Origin of the sequence: Candidatus Methanogranum gryphiswaldense (genome assembly GCA_019262145.1) — an archaeon.
Classification (GTDB): Archaea; Thermoplasmatota; Thermoplasmata; order Methanomassiliicoccales; family Methanomethylophilaceae; genus Methanogranum; species Methanogranum gryphiswaldense.
In genome coordinates this window covers 437,906-455,681 of record CP076745.1, presented here as the reverse complement: position 1 = coordinate 455,681, position 17,776 = coordinate 437,906, and the positions used below count along the sequence as shown (strand labels likewise).

Here is a 17,776-nt window from a genome sequence, read left to right as displayed (position 1 = left end):
GTAAAGTATCTAATTGACAGTTTGTATAACAATTATCTGTAAATATGTACATCACTTTACAGCCTCCACGATACCTTTTGCCCAATCATCCGTCGACAGTGCATGTTGGTGCATGTACGAACCAAGAGAATTCCTAACAAATAGCCCGTCCTTCTTGTTCACGATCCCCATTCCGCGGATCACATCATATCCAAACTTAGGATCTTTACCTGTGAATACATCGGAATAATGATACTCGTGGCCTTTGACCCTTCCATTGAAAAGAGGATTTCCGTCAATGGCATCTGCGACCACATATGTCGGACCATGACGTATGTTCGTCATGTCTGCATCCGCATCGAAGATCCCTGCCATTGGGAATCTTCTCCTTTCCTTATCTATCAGATCCTTGCACATGGTCATTAGTCCACCGCATTCTCCGAAGACCACCTTTCCCTCTTCGGACACACTTTTTAGACCCTGAAGATAATCAGTATTTTGAGAAAGCTTATCCGCGTAGAGTTCTGGATATCCTCCGCCGAGGTAATAGACATCGGCATCGGGCAAAGGATCACCTTCAGTGGGCCTGAACGTGCGGACCTTCATACCGGACGCCTCAAGACATTCGATGTTCTCTTTGTAATAGAAACAATATGAATCGTCGATTGGAACGGCCGCTTTTACATCTGATTTTCTCTGGACATACGGTGAATCTGTACAGAGGTCGCTTTCTGAATGCTCGGCTATATCCATCAAGGTATCAAGGTCGAGAGAAGAGGTCAACGATTCTAATGGCGTTATCTCTTTATGTGTGAACGAGGACAATGTCCTAAGTCCCAGATATCTCTGTTCCAGAACATTGGAATCATCCTTTGGTATCATACCGACCACTTTCACGTCGGTATATGTCCTCATCGCGATGTCCAGTTTATCTCTGTGCTGTCCGCCTGATACTTTATTGAGGATCACTCCGGCAATATTCACATCTGGATCGAACATTTTGAATCCGTTGACTATCGCGGCCGCACTTCTGGTCAGCGATCTCGCATCCAAAACCAATATGACTGGAAACCCGAGAAGCTTTGCCAAATATGCTGTGGAACCTAGGTCGTCATCACCGGAGAATCCCTCATAAAGTCCTCTTACGCCCTCGACGATGCATAGATCTGCATCTTTTGATGCGTACCCTACAAGATTCCTTATCACATCGTCGTCCATCATGAAAGAATCTAGATTCCTAGAAGGTCTGCCGGTTGCAGCCGCGTGATACATCGTATCGATGAAATCCGGTCCTGCTTTGAAAGCCTGAACCTTGTAATTCTTAGAAAGTCTTGAAAGTATTCCTGTGGTCACCGATGTCTTTCCAACGCCGCTGCCAGCACCAGCTATTATCAGGCCTTTCATCTGTTTTCCTCCAAGAGCTCGCGCAATGTATCGGCGGTCTCCAGATGGATTATATGATGTGTTCCCATGACCATTGAATGACTGGATATCTCCCCTACGGCATTCAATCCTTGAGAAAGATAATTCGCAAGTTCCCTTGGCTGATCGGTGATGAGTGCATATTCTTTGGAAAGTCCAGGATAGGCGTGACATATCCCGAGTATGACCGTCATATCGGATCCTGACCTATCTACAACGGCTCTTGTCTCCGCACCTTTGATTGCGTATTCGTCCAATCCTCCTGTGATCGCATCCATGACGACCCCTTTTTCATTGAGGTCTGAAATTATATCGCTGCAATATCTCCTGATCCTAGGAAGCCCGATGTTCCCATCTAGATTTGCAGCATAGAACGTACTGCCTCCCAACTTTCTCTTTGCTTCTTCAACCGCGAGGAACATATCCGCAAAACGATAAGCCAGTTCTTTCTTTGCGATAATGACGACCGCGACCTTGCCACCATTTCTGAATGTCTCGATTATCTTTCTGCAAACATTGAGTTTGGTAGGCCCCCTGTCCGGAGAAATATATCCTCTGCTGGCCATTCCTACTTGTTTCTCAAGTCTGGTTGCAGACCTCATTAAAGATATCTGCCTTTCAGTCTCTTCAGGAGTTATTATGCCTGCATCTTTGGCAGACTGCAGGGCCTTGATCGCACCTCTCGTGTTATCTCCCATGCAACCATGACAATCCACTGCGAATACAGTGCACCCTATATCGGCCTTCGCTATTGCCGCAGTCATATCCTCACCGATTATCATGCTGGCACATGTACCCACAACTGCCACGGTCTTGGGATCAAAGGCCTCTTTCACCATTTTTAATGTCTCGATCAAAGAATCCGCACCACCGAATATGAGATCGTCATCTCTCATACCCGATGTTACCACTCTGACATCCGCCTCCTCCAACATCCTGGAGGCCATGAATCCGCATCCAGCCGGACCATGTATCACAACAACGTCCACATCCATATCCCTTAATGTGTACATCGCGGCGATTATCGGATTAGGACGGGGATGGATCATCTTGTCCTTCATTGATAGCCCTCTTTTACGAACTCTATTACCGTATCGAATCTTTTTGGCAATTCGGGGCGCGCACCGTCTCCGTTGGTAAATACTGCAGAAACTCCATACTTCTCAGCAACCTTGCCTATCTCCTCTGCATCCATCTTGTCACAGACCTTCCTGCTTACTGGATCCACGATCATCACTGCATTATCAAGAACATCCATCTTGTTCAAAATGCCTAATGTCCAATCAACAGATATTGGAGATATTCCTGGATTCCTTTCCATTACATACCTCACACCATCCTTCTCGAAGATCTCGCCACGCCCAGGGACCCCTTTGAATGTCATCAAAGCCTTCAAGACCGCTTCCTTGGAAATCCCGATGCAACGGCACATCTCTGCAGCCATATTCATGGAATCCAAGTAACCAAGTGACAGATATCCTCCAGAAAGCTCGAATTCCGTATCTCCCATATAGTGCAGAACAGCTTTCAAAGGCTTTCCGAACTCAGGTTTACCTAGGATCTCCACACGATCCCCGTATCCGATACAATTACCCATCTCATAACGCTCCCACATCAACACCTCTGACCTTTTTACCACGTTGATGCCATCTGTAAGAATGGAACGTTTGGCCTCGGAAGCCAACCTCGTGTTGGCAGCGATACCGTAATCGACAGCAAGATTCGTTATACCCGCGATATTGGCCTTACCAGAACCTCCCAGCGAGACCTCACAGATCATGACGTCATAATCTCCCTTCGGCAATGTCAAAAGGGATGTTGGAGCGATACTGCGTTTATCAGTTATCTTCAATTTTCCTTTCTCCCAGGGCCCCTGACCTCTGGATGTGTGGAGGAACACCTTCTTTCCTTCAAGTCCCAATATGGTCGCTAAAAGGAAGCATGTGCTTGTCTTTCCTTTGGCACCTGTTATCTCTATCCTATATCTGCTGTCATCGATGAACTCACGGACCGCATCGAAGAAATATATCCTCTTTTCGTAAGTGCAAGTTTGCAGGAAAACATCTGGACAATGGCAAGGCATAACGACAAGATCGAATTTCTCCGCCGGAACAGTATCCAATGATCTTGCACCTGTCCTCTTTATGCTCTCTATGACCTCGGGAATGGCCTTTTTGTATACATCGACACAGGTCACACTGTCTCCCCTCGCGATATACTTCTCAGAAAGGATGTCCGCCCCGTGTATCGAATCAAGAATTAGGATCTTCATACCATCAACTCAGTAATATTTCGATATCTTCTTGTCGAGTACTTTGCAAAGACGGGGGTCCCCTCCTACTGGAGTGGCATACTTGATCGCCACATTCCTGCCTTTGTACTCCACATAAGCGCAGTTGCACCTTTCTGGTATTCCAAGGCCTGCAGGAATGTCCTCCGACAGATGTGCACCGGATGCAATGAACAAAGGAAGAGCTATTATCTCATCCATCCCGTCCTTCTTCATTCTCTCTATCGTATCGCTTATCCTCGGATCGTTGAACTCGTTGTACCCCACGTAAATGTTCTCGTATCCCCTATTTCTCAGACGTGCGGCATTCAGCTCCATTATGTCTGAATTATAATTGAGTCTGGAACCATGGCCCATGACCATTATGCCTCTCTTGCCCTTTCCGGATGACATCTCCTCTATCTTCTCACACAATATGTCCGTCAGATTGGGATCCTCTCCGAAGGGCGTCTCAAAATGTACCAGCATCTTCTTTCCATCGATGTCGGTCACTGCCTCCGACATCCCTTTGGGAAGCCCAAGTTTCGGAGGGATATCACGTGTCATGTGCAGACCTGATGCAATGAAGAAAGGAAGAGCTACTACCTCATCCACTCCATCAGAGGCCATCTCCAACATCGCATCCTCTATCGAAGGCATAGATGTCTCGTTGAATCCTATGTATATGTTATCATGGCCCATATTTCTGAGGACCTCTGCCTGAGCCTCCATCGTCATCTTGTTGAACATCAACCTGGAACCATGTCCTACGATCAAAACAGCCTTACTCATCACAACACCCCTTTACCTTTGTAATTCCCAATCTCATTCCTCCTGACACGTCCTGGGAACGTACCAGTAATTCAAATGCAAGTCTTCTGTACGCATCTGCCTGTTTCGAATCCGGTTCTCCAGCAACGACTGTGCTTCCTATGGATTCACATCTTTGGACCGATGGGTCCCGCGGTATACAGGCAACGACCTCTGTACTGATCTCCTTCGCTGCCTTGGATATGACCTCATCCTCGGACTCCACATTACGAGAGTTCTGAATGAGTCCTCCCAACTTGGCATATCCCCCCGGCGAGAAATTCCGCACAGCTTCAGCGATATTATTTGCAGCATACAGGGACATCATTTCCCCTGATGTCACAATAAAAACATCATTCGCATAACCATTCCTAATTGGCATGGCGAACCCGCCGCATACCACATCACCCAATACATCGTAGAGTATGACGTCTGGTCTGTAAACATCCATAGCATCCAACTCTTCGAGTTTCTCGAATGCGGCAATTATGCCTCTGCCAGCGCACCCCATTCCAGGTTTAGGCCCTCCGCACTCCACACAAAGAACGCCACCGTTGCCAATGTGAACGATGTCCTGCAATTCCGGTTCCTGATCGCCCCTTATGAGTTCTAGGACCGTCTTGATCTTAACACCGTTGGTAAGCATCGATGTTGAATCCGCCTTTGGATCACATCCGATCTGCATGACGCGGAGCCCTTTTTCGGCCAAAGCCTGAGAAACATTTGCAGTAGTGGTCGATTTTCCAATACCGCCCTTTCCATATATTGCTATCCTGCGCACGAACACTAAATTGAGTGGTTACTTATTATTCTTACTGATGTTCGTAACACTAAATGATATTTTTTATTCCGCGAGAACGTAACTTTGAATTATGTTAACGTAAATAAAAGGCATTAAGATATTATCCTTATTCCGGACCAATATCTCTACGATAATCATTGATTATATGATCAAAATAGACATCTCTACCTTCGTCCTTTATGTCATCATATTCCTTCAATAGTAAAGAATACATCTCTTCCTTACTGAGACCTCTTTCTGATGACCTTTTTTTTCCTATGACGATATAATACTCGTCATCATCCCTCTGGAATACAACGGACATCCCGGCATCATTGAACATCTTCTTCATTTCAATAAGTCCGGGAAGAAGGTCATGAGCAACGTGTTCACCTCTACTCTCATGTATGTGCTGTATCTGCTCTCTAGAATCTGAGTGAACTACTGCAAGTGTGCCTTCTTCCTTCAAAGTGGAACACAAGATTGACAATGCTTTAGGCTGGTCTCTGAAATGAGGAAAACACGAATAACACACTACTATATCATAAACACCTTTTTCTTCAAGATCATAAAGGTCCTCCATAAAAAAATCTACAGAAGGATGACTGGCCTTTGGGTACTTTCTGCTGGCCACCGATATCATCTTTTCTGAAATATCGATCGCCTTGATATGCCTAACACCTGATTTTTCATAATATGGTATCAAAACCCCGGTACCAGTACCGACATCCAATATGTCCTCCCCTCCCTTGAGTTCCAGAATCCTCACGACATATTCCATTTTCATAGGATCGTGCATTGACTCATTGTCCCAATTCTCTGCATGGTCATCGTAGAACTTTTCTTTACCATCGGACAACAGAAACGACCTCCTGAATGATATCCGATAACAAACGGATAACGTGAGATATGAACGCTGGTATGATACTTATTTATTCCGTAAAAGAAACACTGGCACAGCCTAGGTAAATTTATTATTGAACATTGGACGGGTTGACGACCCGCCCAATGAGGAGACATAAATGCAGATCGACGCAATCGCTCATGACAGACTTGAATTCACCCCGTAGTAATACTATTTTATAATTATGTGTTACTACTACAAAGTATATAAATTGTCTGTAAAAACAAACAAAAGTGTTTGCGATAGATTAATTACATTCAAATGCATCGATCAAGCATGCCTAAAATTGCAATTATCGGCGGGACCGGTATATACAATCCAGACTCCTTTGAACTCGTGAAAGAGGTTTTTCCAGACACACCATATGGAAAACCTTCCGACCCAATAATGATCGGAAAAATAAACGGTGTCGAAGTAGCATTCCTTTTCCGTCATGGAAAGAAACACCAATTCCCTCCAACATCGGTACCATACATGGCAAACATGTGGGCACTTAAGCATCTGGGCTGCGAATTCATCATTTCAGCATGTGCTGTCGGATCGCTTACAGAATCCTACAAACCAGGAGACCTGGTGATCGCTGACCAGTTCATTGATTTCACCAAATGTAGAAAATACACCTATTTCAACGATAAGACCGTACATATCTCCATGCCTGATCCGTTCTGTCCTTACCTAAATGACATATTCGCAATGACCGCCAGGGAGATGGACATAGTATTCCACCGCGGAGGCAATTACATATGCATTGAAGGACCGAGATTCTCCACCAGAGCAGAAAGCAGGATGTTCAGGGCAGTAGGCGGCGATATAATCGGCATGACGGTTGTACCAGAATGTCAACTCGCAAGAGAACTGGGTATGTGCTACTGCAGTCTCGCGACAGTCACAGATTACGACTGTTGGTTTGAAGAGGACGTGACCATTGAGATCGTCATAAGGACCATGAACGAATGTCTTGCAAAAGTACTCAAACTCCTAGAGCTGGGACTTCCAAAGATCAAAGAACCTGATTGCCACTGTATCGATGCTGCGAAAGGCTGCGGCTCGATCTAAAAACAATAACCCAGATTGCCACTGGGCCCTTAACCTTCATTTTTATTTTCCTGAAACTATTAATCTTTAGTGGACGCTATCCACCAGTGCATGAGGATAATATTCAAAGGAACCGTCCAAGGGGTGGGATTCAGACCTTCTGTATACCGCGTAGCAACATCTTTAGGATTACGCGGTGCAGTCTGGAACAACGGTTCTGATGTGATTGTCGACATTGATGACGGTGAACTTTTCCTCAAAAATTTTGATATTAACAGACCTCCTTTAGCCTGCATTGAATCCATTGAAAAAATTGATTCTGAACTAGACAGTAAATACAACGGATTCAAGATCCTAGATTCCACATCCGAATCCGATAGTTTCTCCATCCCGACGGACACGGCCATTTGTTTGAAATGCCTCAAAGAAATGAAAGGTGCTGGAAGACGCAGCAGTTACGCATTCATATCCTGCCCCAATTGCGGCCCACGTTTCACGTTATTATCTGGTCTCCCTTACGACAGAGAACAGACAGTGATGAGAAACTTCCCCATGTGTCCACACTGCAGCCAAGAATTCTCAGATCCTGTTGACAGAAGGCTACATCATCAGACAATATGCTGTCCGGTCTGCGGCCCCAGATACTATCTTGTAGACAGATATGGAAATCCCCTTAAAGGTGACCCGATAAGGAAGTTCGCCAACAATCTGGATACCGGTATGATCGGTATTGCGAAAAGCTGGGGAGGCATGCACATATGCTGCATCCTGGACAACATAAAGGAAATAAGGGAATGGTACGGAAGAAAATACAAACCATTCGCCATAATGGTCCGCGACATAGAATCGACCAAGAGATACGCCACGCTCACGGATAATGAAAGAAGAGAACTACAATCACCCCACAGACCAATTGTTCTGGTAAAGAAAAAATGCACCAAATTGACTGAACAGATAAGCCCGGGATTGGATAATATCGGGATATTCCTTCCTTACACCGGAATGCAGCATCTTCTTTTCGAATATCTTCAAGCCGATGCCCTCATAATGACATCTGCAAACGCTCCGGGTGAACCAATGATAACAAGTGACAGCGAAGCACTGAGGCTCGGAGCGGACATGTACCTTCTTCACGACCAGGCCATCCTCAACAGAGCAGATGACAGTGTTCTCCGCTTATACGATGACAACAGGTCCTTCATAAGAAAATCCAGAGGCAGCATACCATCGTTCCTGGAGACGAATTTCAAAGGTTCCGTCATCGCAGTAGGGGCACAAGAGAATCTTGCCGGTGCCGTAGCCAAAAAAGGAAGGGTCTATCCCACACAATATGTTGGCAATGGAGAGAACATCGGCGTGCTGGAATATCTGGAATCGGCAATAAGGTTCAATGTTTCGCTAACCAACTGTGTACCACAGGTAGTGGCCATGGATCTGCATCCTGGATATGTGAACCGTGGATTGGCAAAGACCTTCGCGACCGAATACAATGCAAAATTGATCGAAGTACAACATCACTGGGCGCATGCGGCATCTCTGATAGCGGAGAAACAGATTGATCGCGGAGTATTCCTTACCCTGGACGGTACTGGCCACGGTGATGACGGACAGGCATGGGGAGGAGAGGTACTTTACGCAGATCTTGAAAAATACAAAAGACTGGCACATCTAGAATACATACCTCTGCTCGGGTCGGAGAAAGCACTCTATGACCTCAGAAGAATAAGATTCGCAATTGATTCGATGAATGGTGTCGAGAACAATTCATTCAACGAATCAGATTCTGCGGTTCTAGAAAAGATCATGGACAAAAGCGTAAAGACCTCATCCATGGGAAGGATACTGGATGCACTGGCATACTCCCTCGACATATGCAAAGAAAGGACTTATGACGGAGAACCTGCCATGAGACTTGAAAAATACATCGCAAATGGTGAACTCATAGAGGGTTTCGAAACAAATACCGATAACGGTGTCATTAGAACGGCACATCTTTTCGCAAATATCAAAAAAAGCCAACGTCCAGCCGATATCGCATACTCTGTTGTATACAACATCATGAACGAATTGGTCGATAATGCGATCCGATACGCTGAATCAGAAAATATTGATAATATTGGCCTTACCGGCGGGGTATCCTATGACGAACCGATCTGCAGGATGTTCTCCGACATGGTAAAGAAAAAAGGACACGAACCGATATTCCATAACTCCGTCCCCAACGGTGACGGTGGCATATCGACCGGTCAGGCCGCAATAGCATTGAAGATGGTAGAATGAAGAACACATTATTCGTACTTCTAGATGGGATGGAGGATGATCCCAATCCCGCATTGAACGGTAAAAAACCATACGAGGTGGCCGAAATGCCATTCATGTACTCAAAAGCAGACCTCAAACTCACAACCACAGGAAGAGGATACACACAACTATTCCTGAACGAATTCTTCACCGGACATCCACCTGAGAACTCAAGAGCGGCACTTGAGGCGCAGGGTTTAGGCCTCAACATGAAAAATAACCGCATGGCATTCCGTCTCAGTCCGGCTAGAATAGAGGGAGACACCGTATTATGGTCCTATGAAGGGGACAAATATGAAAAGGATCTTGTGGAACACATATCCAGGCATCTGAATATGTTAAAGGAATTCAATCCTGAGATCAAATTCTTCACCAACGGAAGAGCAGTACTGACCATGGACTACGATCATGAACTTCCTGACCTCCAATCGCCTCCGAGGAATTCCCCCTACTACGAAATACCCGGTCCTTTGGGAGACCTCATATTGAGCGTCCAGGATGAGATCGGAATAACCGACTATCCTTGGGGATGCGGAAGATTGGGAAGGCAATATCCGCCTTACATAAAACAGATGACCGCAGTATCAAGCAGCCCCACCGCGTTAGGTGTAGCCGCATCTCTCGGATATGAGATAAAAATGCACAGGAACATCGAACCTAGATTGCCCGAAGCCGTTGATGCGCTGAAAAAAGGAAATGTCTTCCTTCATTTCGATGAGGTCGACGAATACAGTCATGAAAAGGACCATATGAAGAAAATAAAGGTCCTAGAGAAGATAGACGGCCTCATGGAGAGATATTTCTCCGATACGGAACGCATAGTTTATTTCGTGGACCACGGCACATCATGCGTCTCTGGCGAACACATATTAATGAACGTTCCGTTATGGACAAACATAAGAACTCCCATGAAAGCTGGAGAGGTATCCGTTCTGAAAGATATCATACCGACCATCATGAGGAATTGAAGCGGTGAACAAATGACAAAATTCGAACTGCCCCCGTCACTGAGCATATACGGGAACGATAAGATCGCCAAGGAAATCCTGTCACGTATTTGGGGGAAAAAAGGCATTTTCACATGCACAGTAGCCAATACACTGACCTCCACCATACCAGGCATATCAGATGCAGGGGACACCCCTGAACTGACAATGTTCACTCCCGCTGCAGATGCGGAACTTCTCGTTTTAGGAAAAACGGTCTGCATGAAGGGAATACCGATCAATCCAGGAGGCATTCCGACCCCGGCAACTCTGACACAGGCCGCATTAGAACTATCTAAGATGCCGTACCTGATAGTCAACGGCGGATGCAAGATCCCACCTAACGTGCCTTACATTAATATGGGCGGAGAATGCGGAGAGAAGATTACCACCGGCAAGTCTGTGAAGAACGTCAAAAAAGAATACGAGATGGGAATAGTATTCGGAGAGCTTCTCGCAAAGAGTTACGATTACGTTGTGATAAGCGAAAGCTGCGCAGGCGGTACGACAACAGCATTGGCCGTTATGATGGCCATGGGCATCATAAAAGAGAACCTCGTAAGCAGCAGTTCCCCAAAGAACCCCAAAGAACTCAAATCCAAGACCGTAAATGATGCTCTAAAAGCAGCCTCTATAAAAATAGGCGATCTGAAACACGACCCGCTGAAAGCCATCGAATGTGTCGGTGACCCGATGATGCCCGCCAATGTAGGAATACTCATCGGAGCTGCCAAACATGTGCCTGTTATCGTAGGCGGTGGAACACAGCTCACAGCGGTGATCGCTGCAGCCATAGAATTGGAACCTTCTATCGTAGGGAATATATTCCAAGGAACAACAAGATGGCTGATGAACGACCCCAATTCCTCAAATGCAAGGATCATGGACTCGATATCACCCAATGTTCCGATCGTCTATGTCAACATGGATTACTCATCGAGCCCGTACGAAGGCCTTCAAGCTTATGAATGGGGATACATCAAGGAAGGAGTAGGTTGCGGCGGATCATCCGTTGCGGCGATAATACAAAGCTCAGGAGAACTAACCTGTGATGACCTGCTTGCCAAGGTGCATGAGATCTACAAGAAGATTATGAACTTCGATTAATGACGGCGAAGACTCACGACCTCGAAAGAGGTCGTGGTCTGCCTGACCATACGAAAATCCTTTGAATAATTGCGTGTCAATTTTTTTCCCTTCACGACAGCTGACATTCCTTCCGGTGCATTTATCGTTGTTACTGGACGGTTCTTATAATTCCCTATCGTAGGCGTCGCATGCACCTGTTCTTCTGTGAAATCCGCGCCCAGCATCATACCTTCATGAAAGAAGATTATGCCTGAAGGTACACCGTTCACGCATGTTATTCCGATGACCTCGGTCTCGAACTCCGGAATGTCCTCGACCACCGCTTCTGGCCTCATGGAACTCGTAATCGCTCTCGGATTATAAAGATGGGATGCCTGACAGATGAAAAATAAACCGTGAATGCCGAATTCGAAATATCAGTAAAAATTCAATGTCTCTACAGATCACAAGATCTCGATCGTGACATTCCTTTTCAGACCAAGGTCCCCTGCGACCTCGATTGCTTTTATCATAGCACATGGAACTGGACACGCTGCATGTGGAAGTCTATCACTGGCCCACTTGTAGACCTCGGTCTCGTTCATTGCCGCCTCGACCTCCGTCCATGGAGATACGGGCTCAACTATCCATGACATCTTGAGTACATTTGGACAATCACTCTGAATGTCCAATTCGATCATGCCCATTTCATTCTCCTTAGCGTGAATGGTCGTGACCATCTTGCAAACACCTGCATCCACTCTGACCGTGCACTCCTTCGCCATATCTGAACCTCCGAAATCCGGCGTTCTTGTATGGTTTTATCTGTATAAAAACGATTGAGTTTCACCAAGTATACTGGCACATCAGATACTCATACGGTTCGATCATCGATCAGATGATCATGCGACCAATTCGGTTATCGGTATACCGCTTATGTAGCCCTTCGTATACAGGTTCCTGCATTCTCTTATCTTGCCGAACATCTTCTGTGCCTCACAGGCATCACCGTACACCTTCCAGCATCCAGAGCACTTGTAGCAGAGACCTTTATTCTCCATGAATCCAATGACATCCTCCAACGGATATCCGAGGAAAATGCCGACCTCGTGAACAAAGCCATGTATCCCCTGCATTTTGACCTTCAAGGATTTGATCAGATGATTGACCTTACTGACGACATATCCTCTCTCGGATAAGAAAGAGAAAATACGGTCATCGGACAGGATGTCACTGATCATACTCGGTCTAAATGCATAGACCAAGTGTTCCCTGCCCGATGACCGAAGGACGATGACCCTAACGCCGTGGTGATTCAATACGGAGTTCATTCTTGACATTTGTTGGTGTAAGGCATCGAGGTCGAGGACCATCCTAAAAAGACTGCCGCATTTGACCCCCGCGAGGGTCGGTGCCGCATGCTTCATCAGATATTCCTCCAACATTGTGATCGTCCCTAGGTTTACCAGACCTAGATTTAGGAATGCCTAAAAAGTATATATAATTTTGGTATACCTAAATTTATGATGAATCGATAATATATGATTTCAATTAATTAATTCAGGTACTATAAAGTAAGAATCTGATAATACATTAATTTGTATGTAATAATCTACAATTATCGTACCATCAGAATTAGAAAGAACGATATATACGGGTAAAGAACCACTCACAGAATGATCGTTGATCGTCAAAGATATGACTCCATCACTATATGCCACATCTATATTGGCACCATAGGTGTTGCTATATGAAATATACATATCACTGACACCTGTAGAAATATTCACGACGTAATTATCAGCCTCGTAGGCCTCATCCACAGTTGTACAGACCGGAATTACGAATTTCAACTCATCGAACCAAACTGCAGTCAATATCACATTGGATGTTCCCATTGTGTAAGTAGAGTTTACAGAGTACGTGTTTGTACCATCATTCCATCCAATAAGCGTATATCCAACCTTAATTCCCGAATATGAAGCAACTGTGAACGTGGAACCTTCGGATACGGCAGATTGGATAGGAGCGGCTTCAGATCCTCCATTGACATCGTATGTGACCGTATATGTCACAACCGTCCACACTGCTACAAGGATGACATCGGATGTCCCCATGGTATAAGTGGAGCCAACAAGATATATGCTCGTACCATTGGACCATCCTGAGAATATGTATCCTGCCTTGGTTCCCGAATATGAAGCAACTGTGAACGTGGAACCTTCGGCAACAGCTTCCTGAGTGGGAGCGGCGACCGACCCTCCATTGACATCGTATGTGACATCATAATAGATTGTAGTTGTAGACCTCCAATGTGCATAGATGACAGTATTCGTTGTGAAAACCGTAGATTCTGTATATTGAACACCTCCTGAAGGCAGAGAGAACCAACCTATCAATTCATAACCTACTTTATAGACGGCCGGAAATGTAACAGTGGAACCTGAAGAGATTATTGTAGACGATACGGATACTGAATCTGACTGCGGCTCGAAAACTATAACTACTGTTGTAGTGGCCGAGGATACTACCCAAGAACCATTAACATAAGTATATGTTGAACAAGAGTTGTTTGACTTATCATAATAGACTACTGTTCCACCATTGCCTACGCTAGATATGTTAGAAACATCATCAAGGATCAATGTATTGACTGTTTTATTCCCAATGGACCAAGTTGAAGATGAAAAATATTTACTTATTAGACTGCTAGAAGAACTCGTCCCTGCACCTGTAATATATACCTCAGTTAATTGACTACTTTGAAACGAATCAGATGCGACATTAGTGGTATTTGATAAAGTGATGTAAGTCAATGTTGATCCTCCAAAAGCCCATATTCCTATAGAACCAATGGACCCCATATTTACAGATACTAAGCTTGTACAGGATTGGAATGCATTGTTTTGAATTGTAGTGACTGTACCTTCAACTGTAAAATATTGAATGGAAGAACTATAAAAAGCACTTGAATCTATTGTAGTAATATTTCCTAAAACTGTAAATGTGAATGGGGTGCTAGTTGATTGAAAAGCGTTGGAATAGATATCCCCTATCGATCCAGCAACATAGAATGTACTCAAAGAAGTACAAGATTGAAATGCACTGCTTCCGATCGAACTGATTGTACCTGTTCCGTTAACCGTAAATGATTGCAAGCCAGTACAACCACGAAAGGCAGTATTTCCTATAGTCGTCACATTTCCTCCAACATAAAATGTCTTAAGAGATGTTAGACCACCAAATGCTTCACTTGATATTGTATTAACAGATCCAGTTATCATCACAGAAGATAAACTGCTATTTTGAAATGCATTACCGCTTATTGTGGTAATAGACCCACCAACAGTGAGAGTGCTTAAAGAAGTACATCCTGAAAAAGCACCTCCTCCAATAATACCCACAGAACCAGTAATATCAATGGAAGATAAATTAGTACAGGATTGAAATGCATTACCGCTTATTGTATTTACTGAACCATATATTGTTAGTGATTTTAACGAACAACCATAGAAAGAAGACCCAATATTGTTTAAATTAACATTACTGCCACTAGACCCTATTATCAATGAAGCTATGCTTGTACTCTGAAATGCACTTCCACTTATTTCAGTTACATTATATGTTACACCACCATATGAAACGGTAGCGGGTATTGTAACACTTCCTGTCCATCCCCGATCAGAAGAATAATAAAATGCACCTTTCCAGCTATCATTTCCAACTTTCACTGTATTACTGGAAGTTACTACATACCTAATGGTCACTCCATCCGAGGTCAATACACCAAAACTATCTCCGACAGCAGCATCAGAACAATATTCCTCATCGTCCATGTATACAACTGTCAAACTCAAAGAAGCCATGATCAGGGCAGAGATCACTAAAGCTGATTTTAATAAAGCTTTCTTTTTCATCTTTTGTACCCCCTATTACATAGTCTCTTCTTTGCAAAAAATCTAAACTATAATTAACAGAATCTCAAATAATTTGATGTATGCGAACCCTAAGGTCCGCATACATCCTCAATCTTTTTTCTCCTCTTCCTCTTGTTTGCGTCTCCTAAAGAACAAGAATAATATGAATGCCAGAAGCAAAATAACAATTATTATAATTGGAATTATTGTCTTGGTAAGATCAGAAGAGCCACCGACGTCTGTTGACTGTACCCATGACGCATACAGAGTTGTATCAGAGACTATGGTGACAGAAGAATCGAACTTCTGGGTACACGATGCATCGTAATACCAACCAGCAAAGATATAGCCGTCACGTTCTGGGGTCGGCAATGAAACGGTACCGCCACTTCCAACTATATATGGAAGTTTCATCGTCTCAGAGGTTTTACCGTCCATGGTATCCAATGTAATTATTGGAGCTGGACCGAGGACCAAAACCTTGACAACAGAGGACTTAGTGTGTTCCTCATCATATGTCATGGATGTCGAAATGTATTCTTTCACATAGAAATAGCCAGTATCATTTGGATATGTGTATGTGTACGTATTATCTGTAGAGGAATCCTCTATCGTAGAGAAATCAGAAGTAAAACTGATCTCCCATTTTGCCATATATCCGATGTTATTAGAATCGGAAAGCACGAACTCTGATGCATATGCCTCTATGGTCGTGATACTGCTGTCATCCTCACTATCGTCAGCAACAGCAATGCTGTCGCTAGATACGACGATGATCGATGACATCAGGCACAGGACCGCTAGAGTCAGGACTAATTTAGTTCTCATTTTTGTTACTCCTTCGTTATATTAAATAAATTGAAAAGGGGCCGAAGCCCCTGAATTAAATGATTTTAACCTCACGATGTAACGGTTATGTTAATTGATGGATCGGGAATGATAAAACTCGTACCATCTTCAATCACATACACATAAAATGTGAATGTACCTGCATATGATCCATTAACAGTGTAATCAACAGTATATGTGTGCATACCAACTACAATGGCGTTAACATTAATTGTTATAGAAGATCCAGAAAACGTTACAGTATCCAAAACTCCATCAACATAAACGCTTGTATTTGTTGATGATATCGTTGATGATATGTTATTGAATGTTATACTAGCTGAAGAAACAGTAGTACTCTGGTCTATATACACGATACTTCCATCAGATATTGTGGATGAAAGAGTTGAGCCTTTCACATAAAGCACACCAGTTTCTCCAGTTGAAATTGTGTAAGCTACGTAATATGTACTCTGTCCATTGATTGTAAGAACATTAGCGCTAAACGCATAATTACTAAAAACTGTAGTTAATGCAGCATCCGTATACAATCCATCAATGGTTATTGTGGCCGCTCCTGTAGAGAAATTCACGATTGTATTAGTGGTATCTAATGAAACCGTTGCTTTACTGACACCGTCTGTCAATATGGACACTGAATTTCCATGAGTTCCATCAACAAATGTTCCTGAAATAGAATATGTATGAGTTGTGATGATGATCGTTCCAGAACACTTTGCTCCTGTTATCGTATCGACTACAGTTACATTTACGGTATACGGTCCTGATGCAGATGCAGCCCATGTTGCATTTCCTGCAATTGTATTTCCTAGTATATACAACCCGTCTGGAAGACCCGTAACTGAAATAGCATACGTTCCAGATCCTGTCAAACTACTAACGGTTACTATATTGCTCGAATAATACTGTCCAAAGTAACAATCATTAGAATAACTTGTGAAAACAGGCGCTGCAAAAACGTTAACTGTTATATTTTGGCTAATATCTCTTGTTACTACAGTCCCATTAATTGTAATGGTTGCTTTTACATTGATTGTAAATGAATCTGTACAGGTCGCAAGACCTTTCACAGTCACAACCCCCGTACCAGAATTATACGTCACCGTATAGTTTGAATCAACATCATAAAAAGACACTGTGATTACTACAGAAGTTGCGGCTACCCAATTTATCGTTGGTGTAAACAATACATTACCACCAACAGATACGTTAATAGTACCTGGGACATAACTTACAGTACCCGATGCTTCATTGATGACTGTATCATTAGCATCAGAATCATCAGATCCTTTTATTGATGCTACGCCCACAAAGGCTGCTGCCATCATCAATGCAACGGCCAATACTGCGAATATTTTTGTTTTAATGGATATTCCCCCTCGTTAGCCCTAGACATGACCTTGCTGAATGGCGATACAGGGCCTCTTTAGTAACTTACATATTACATGAAAATGC

At 43.9% G+C, this 17,776-nt stretch carries 16 protein-coding genes; 4 read left to right on the top strand and 12 right to left on the bottom strand.

The features are described 5' to 3' along the window. Window positions 1–51: 51 nt before the first annotated feature. The 6 genes from cobB to KRP56_02440 all read right to left on the bottom strand — a co-directional run bounded on the left by cobB (window position 52) and on the right by KRP56_02440 (window position 6,120). Complete coding sequence (gene cobB / locus KRP56_02465) at window positions 52–1,383, bottom strand: hydrogenobyrinic acid a,c-diamide synthase (glutamine-hydrolyzing) (GenBank protein ID UAL08130.1); 1,332 nt, start codon at window positions 1,381–1,383, stop codon at window positions 52–54. Then, on the bottom strand, window positions 1,380–2,462 hold the full coding sequence (gene cfbD / locus KRP56_02460) for a Ni-sirohydrochlorin a,c-diamide reductive cyclase catalytic subunit (GenBank protein UAL08129.1): 1,083 nt from the start codon (window positions 2,460–2,462) through the stop codon (window positions 1,380–1,382). The genes cobB and cfbD overlap by 4 nt, the downstream gene beginning before the upstream one ends. Continuing rightward, the gene (gene cfbE, locus KRP56_02455; protein ID UAL08128.1) at window positions 2,459–3,673 is read right to left on the bottom strand and encodes a coenzyme F430 synthase; all 1,215 of its coding nucleotides are present in this window, start codon (window positions 3,671–3,673) and stop codon (window positions 2,459–2,461) included. Before cfbE ends, cfbD begins: the two co-directional genes overlap by 4 nt. 9 nt (window positions 3,674–3,682) lie before the next feature. Further along, window positions 3,683–4,462 (bottom strand): sirohydrochlorin cobaltochelatase, encoded by a 780-nt coding sequence (locus tag KRP56_02450; GenBank protein UAL08127.1) that lies wholly within the window; start codon window positions 4,460–4,462, stop codon window positions 3,683–3,685. Next, on the bottom strand, window positions 4,455–5,261 hold the full coding sequence (locus KRP56_02445) for an AAA family ATPase (GenBank protein ID UAL08126.1): 807 nt from the start codon (window positions 5,259–5,261) through the stop codon (window positions 4,455–4,457). Before KRP56_02445 ends, KRP56_02450 begins: the two co-directional genes overlap by 8 nt. 127 nt (window positions 5,262–5,388) lie before the next feature. After that, window positions 5,389–6,120 (bottom strand): class I SAM-dependent methyltransferase, encoded by a 732-nt coding sequence (locus tag KRP56_02440; protein ID UAL08125.1) that lies wholly within the window; start codon window positions 6,118–6,120, stop codon window positions 5,389–5,391. Between the two features lie 321 nt (window positions 6,121–6,441). Here KRP56_02440 and mtnP point away from each other — a divergent pair, with 321 nt between their 5' ends. The 4 genes from mtnP (at window position 6,442) to KRP56_02420 (ending at window position 11,594) form a co-directional block, all read left to right on the top strand. Then, window positions 6,442–7,221 carry an S-methyl-5'-thioadenosine phosphorylase gene (gene mtnP, locus KRP56_02435; protein UAL08124.1) on the top strand — a complete coding sequence of 260 codons (780 nt, stop codon included), beginning with the start codon at window positions 6,442–6,444 and terminating at the stop codon, window positions 7,219–7,221. Between the two features lie 90 nt (window positions 7,222–7,311). Beyond that, window positions 7,312–9,480, top strand: a complete 2,169-nt coding sequence (hypF, locus tag KRP56_02430; GenBank protein ID UAL08123.1) for a carbamoyltransferase HypF — start codon at window positions 7,312–7,314, stop codon at window positions 9,478–9,480. After that, on the top strand, window positions 9,477–10,469 hold the full coding sequence (locus KRP56_02425; protein UAL08122.1) for a phosphoglycerate mutase: 993 nt from the start codon (window positions 9,477–9,479) through the stop codon (window positions 10,467–10,469). Before hypF ends, KRP56_02425 begins: the two co-directional genes overlap by 4 nt. A gap of 12 nt (window positions 10,470–10,481) precedes the next feature. Next, window positions 10,482–11,594 carry a TIGR00303 family protein gene (locus KRP56_02420; GenBank protein UAL08121.1) on the top strand — a complete coding sequence of 371 codons (1,113 nt, stop codon included), beginning with the start codon at window positions 10,482–10,484 and terminating at the stop codon, window positions 11,592–11,594. Here KRP56_02420 and KRP56_02415 read toward each other — a convergent pair. The 6 genes from KRP56_02415 to KRP56_02390 form a co-directional block, all read right to left on the bottom strand. Continuing rightward, on the bottom strand, window positions 11,591–11,911 hold the full coding sequence (locus KRP56_02415) for a hypothetical protein (protein UAL08120.1): 321 nt from the start codon (window positions 11,909–11,911) through the stop codon (window positions 11,591–11,593). The genes KRP56_02420 and KRP56_02415 overlap by 4 nt on opposite strands. A 108-nt stretch (window positions 11,912–12,019) precedes the next feature. Then, complete coding sequence (locus tag KRP56_02410) at window positions 12,020–12,340, bottom strand: hypothetical protein (GenBank protein UAL08119.1); 321 nt, start codon at window positions 12,338–12,340, stop codon at window positions 12,020–12,022. A 117-nt stretch (window positions 12,341–12,457) separates the two neighbouring features. Next, on the bottom strand, window positions 12,458–12,982 hold the full coding sequence (locus KRP56_02405) for a DUF3793 family protein (GenBank protein ID UAL08118.1): 525 nt from the start codon (window positions 12,980–12,982) through the stop codon (window positions 12,458–12,460). A 120-nt stretch (window positions 12,983–13,102) separates the two neighbouring features. Beyond that, window positions 13,103–15,472 (bottom strand): leucine-rich repeat protein, encoded by a 2,370-nt coding sequence (locus tag KRP56_02400; GenBank protein UAL08117.1) that lies wholly within the window; start codon window positions 15,470–15,472, stop codon window positions 13,103–13,105. Window positions 15,473–15,580: 108 nt separating this feature from the next. Further along, window positions 15,581–16,300: an InlB B-repeat-containing protein gene (locus KRP56_02395; GenBank protein ID UAL08116.1), complete on the bottom strand. Its 720-nt coding sequence runs from the start codon at window positions 16,298–16,300 to the stop codon at window positions 15,581–15,583. Between the two features lie 71 nt (window positions 16,301–16,371). Then, on the bottom strand, window positions 16,372–17,649 hold the full coding sequence (locus KRP56_02390; protein ID UAL08115.1) for a hypothetical protein: 1,278 nt from the start codon (window positions 17,647–17,649) through the stop codon (window positions 16,372–16,374). Between the last annotated feature and the right edge of the window lie 127 nt (window positions 17,650–17,776).

Bases quoted from the DNA above. Each gene is read 5' to 3' on its own strand.
- KRP56_02450 (UAL08127.1), bottom strand. From the start codon at position 4,462: ATGAGTAAGGCTGTTTTGATCGTAGGACATGGTTCCAGGTTGATGTTC.
- KRP56_02420 (UAL08121.1), top strand. From the start codon at position 10,482: ATGACAAAATTCGAACTGCCCCCGTCACTGAGCATATACGGGAACGAT.
- cobB (UAL08130.1), bottom strand. From the start codon at position 1,383: ATGAAAGGCCTGATAATAGCTGGTGCTGGCAGCGGCGTTGGAAAGACA.
- KRP56_02395 (UAL08116.1), bottom strand. From the start codon at position 16,300: ATGAGAACTAAATTAGTCCTGACTCTAGCGGTCCTGTGCCTGATGTCA.
- KRP56_02425 (UAL08122.1), top strand. From the start codon at position 9,477: ATGAAGAACACATTATTCGTACTTCTAGATGGGATGGAGGATGATCCC.
- KRP56_02405 (UAL08118.1), bottom strand. From the start codon at position 12,982: ATGAAGCATGCGGCACCGACCCTCGCGGGGGTCAAATGCGGCAGTCTT.
- KRP56_02410 (UAL08119.1), bottom strand. From the start codon at position 12,340: ATGGCGAAGGAGTGCACGGTCAGAGTGGATGCAGGTGTTTGCAAGATG.
- cfbE (UAL08128.1), bottom strand. From the start codon at position 3,673: ATGAAGATCCTAATTCTTGATTCGATACACGGGGCGGACATCCTTTCT.
- KRP56_02390 (UAL08115.1), bottom strand. From the start codon at position 17,649: ATGATGGCAGCAGCCTTTGTGGGCGTAGCATCAATAAAAGGATCTGAT.
- hypF (UAL08123.1), top strand. From the start codon at position 7,312: ATGAGGATAATATTCAAAGGAACCGTCCAAGGGGTGGGATTCAGACCT.
- mtnP (UAL08124.1), top strand. From the start codon at position 6,442: ATGCCTAAAATTGCAATTATCGGCGGGACCGGTATATACAATCCAGAC.
- KRP56_02400 (UAL08117.1), bottom strand. From the start codon at position 15,472: ATGAAAAAGAAAGCTTTATTAAAATCAGCTTTAGTGATCTCTGCCCTG.
- cfbD (UAL08129.1), bottom strand. From the start codon at position 2,462: ATGAAGGACAAGATGATCCATCCCCGTCCTAATCCGATAATCGCCGCG.
- KRP56_02415 (UAL08120.1), bottom strand. From the start codon at position 11,911: ATGAGGCCAGAAGCGGTGGTCGAGGACATTCCGGAGTTCGAGACCGAG.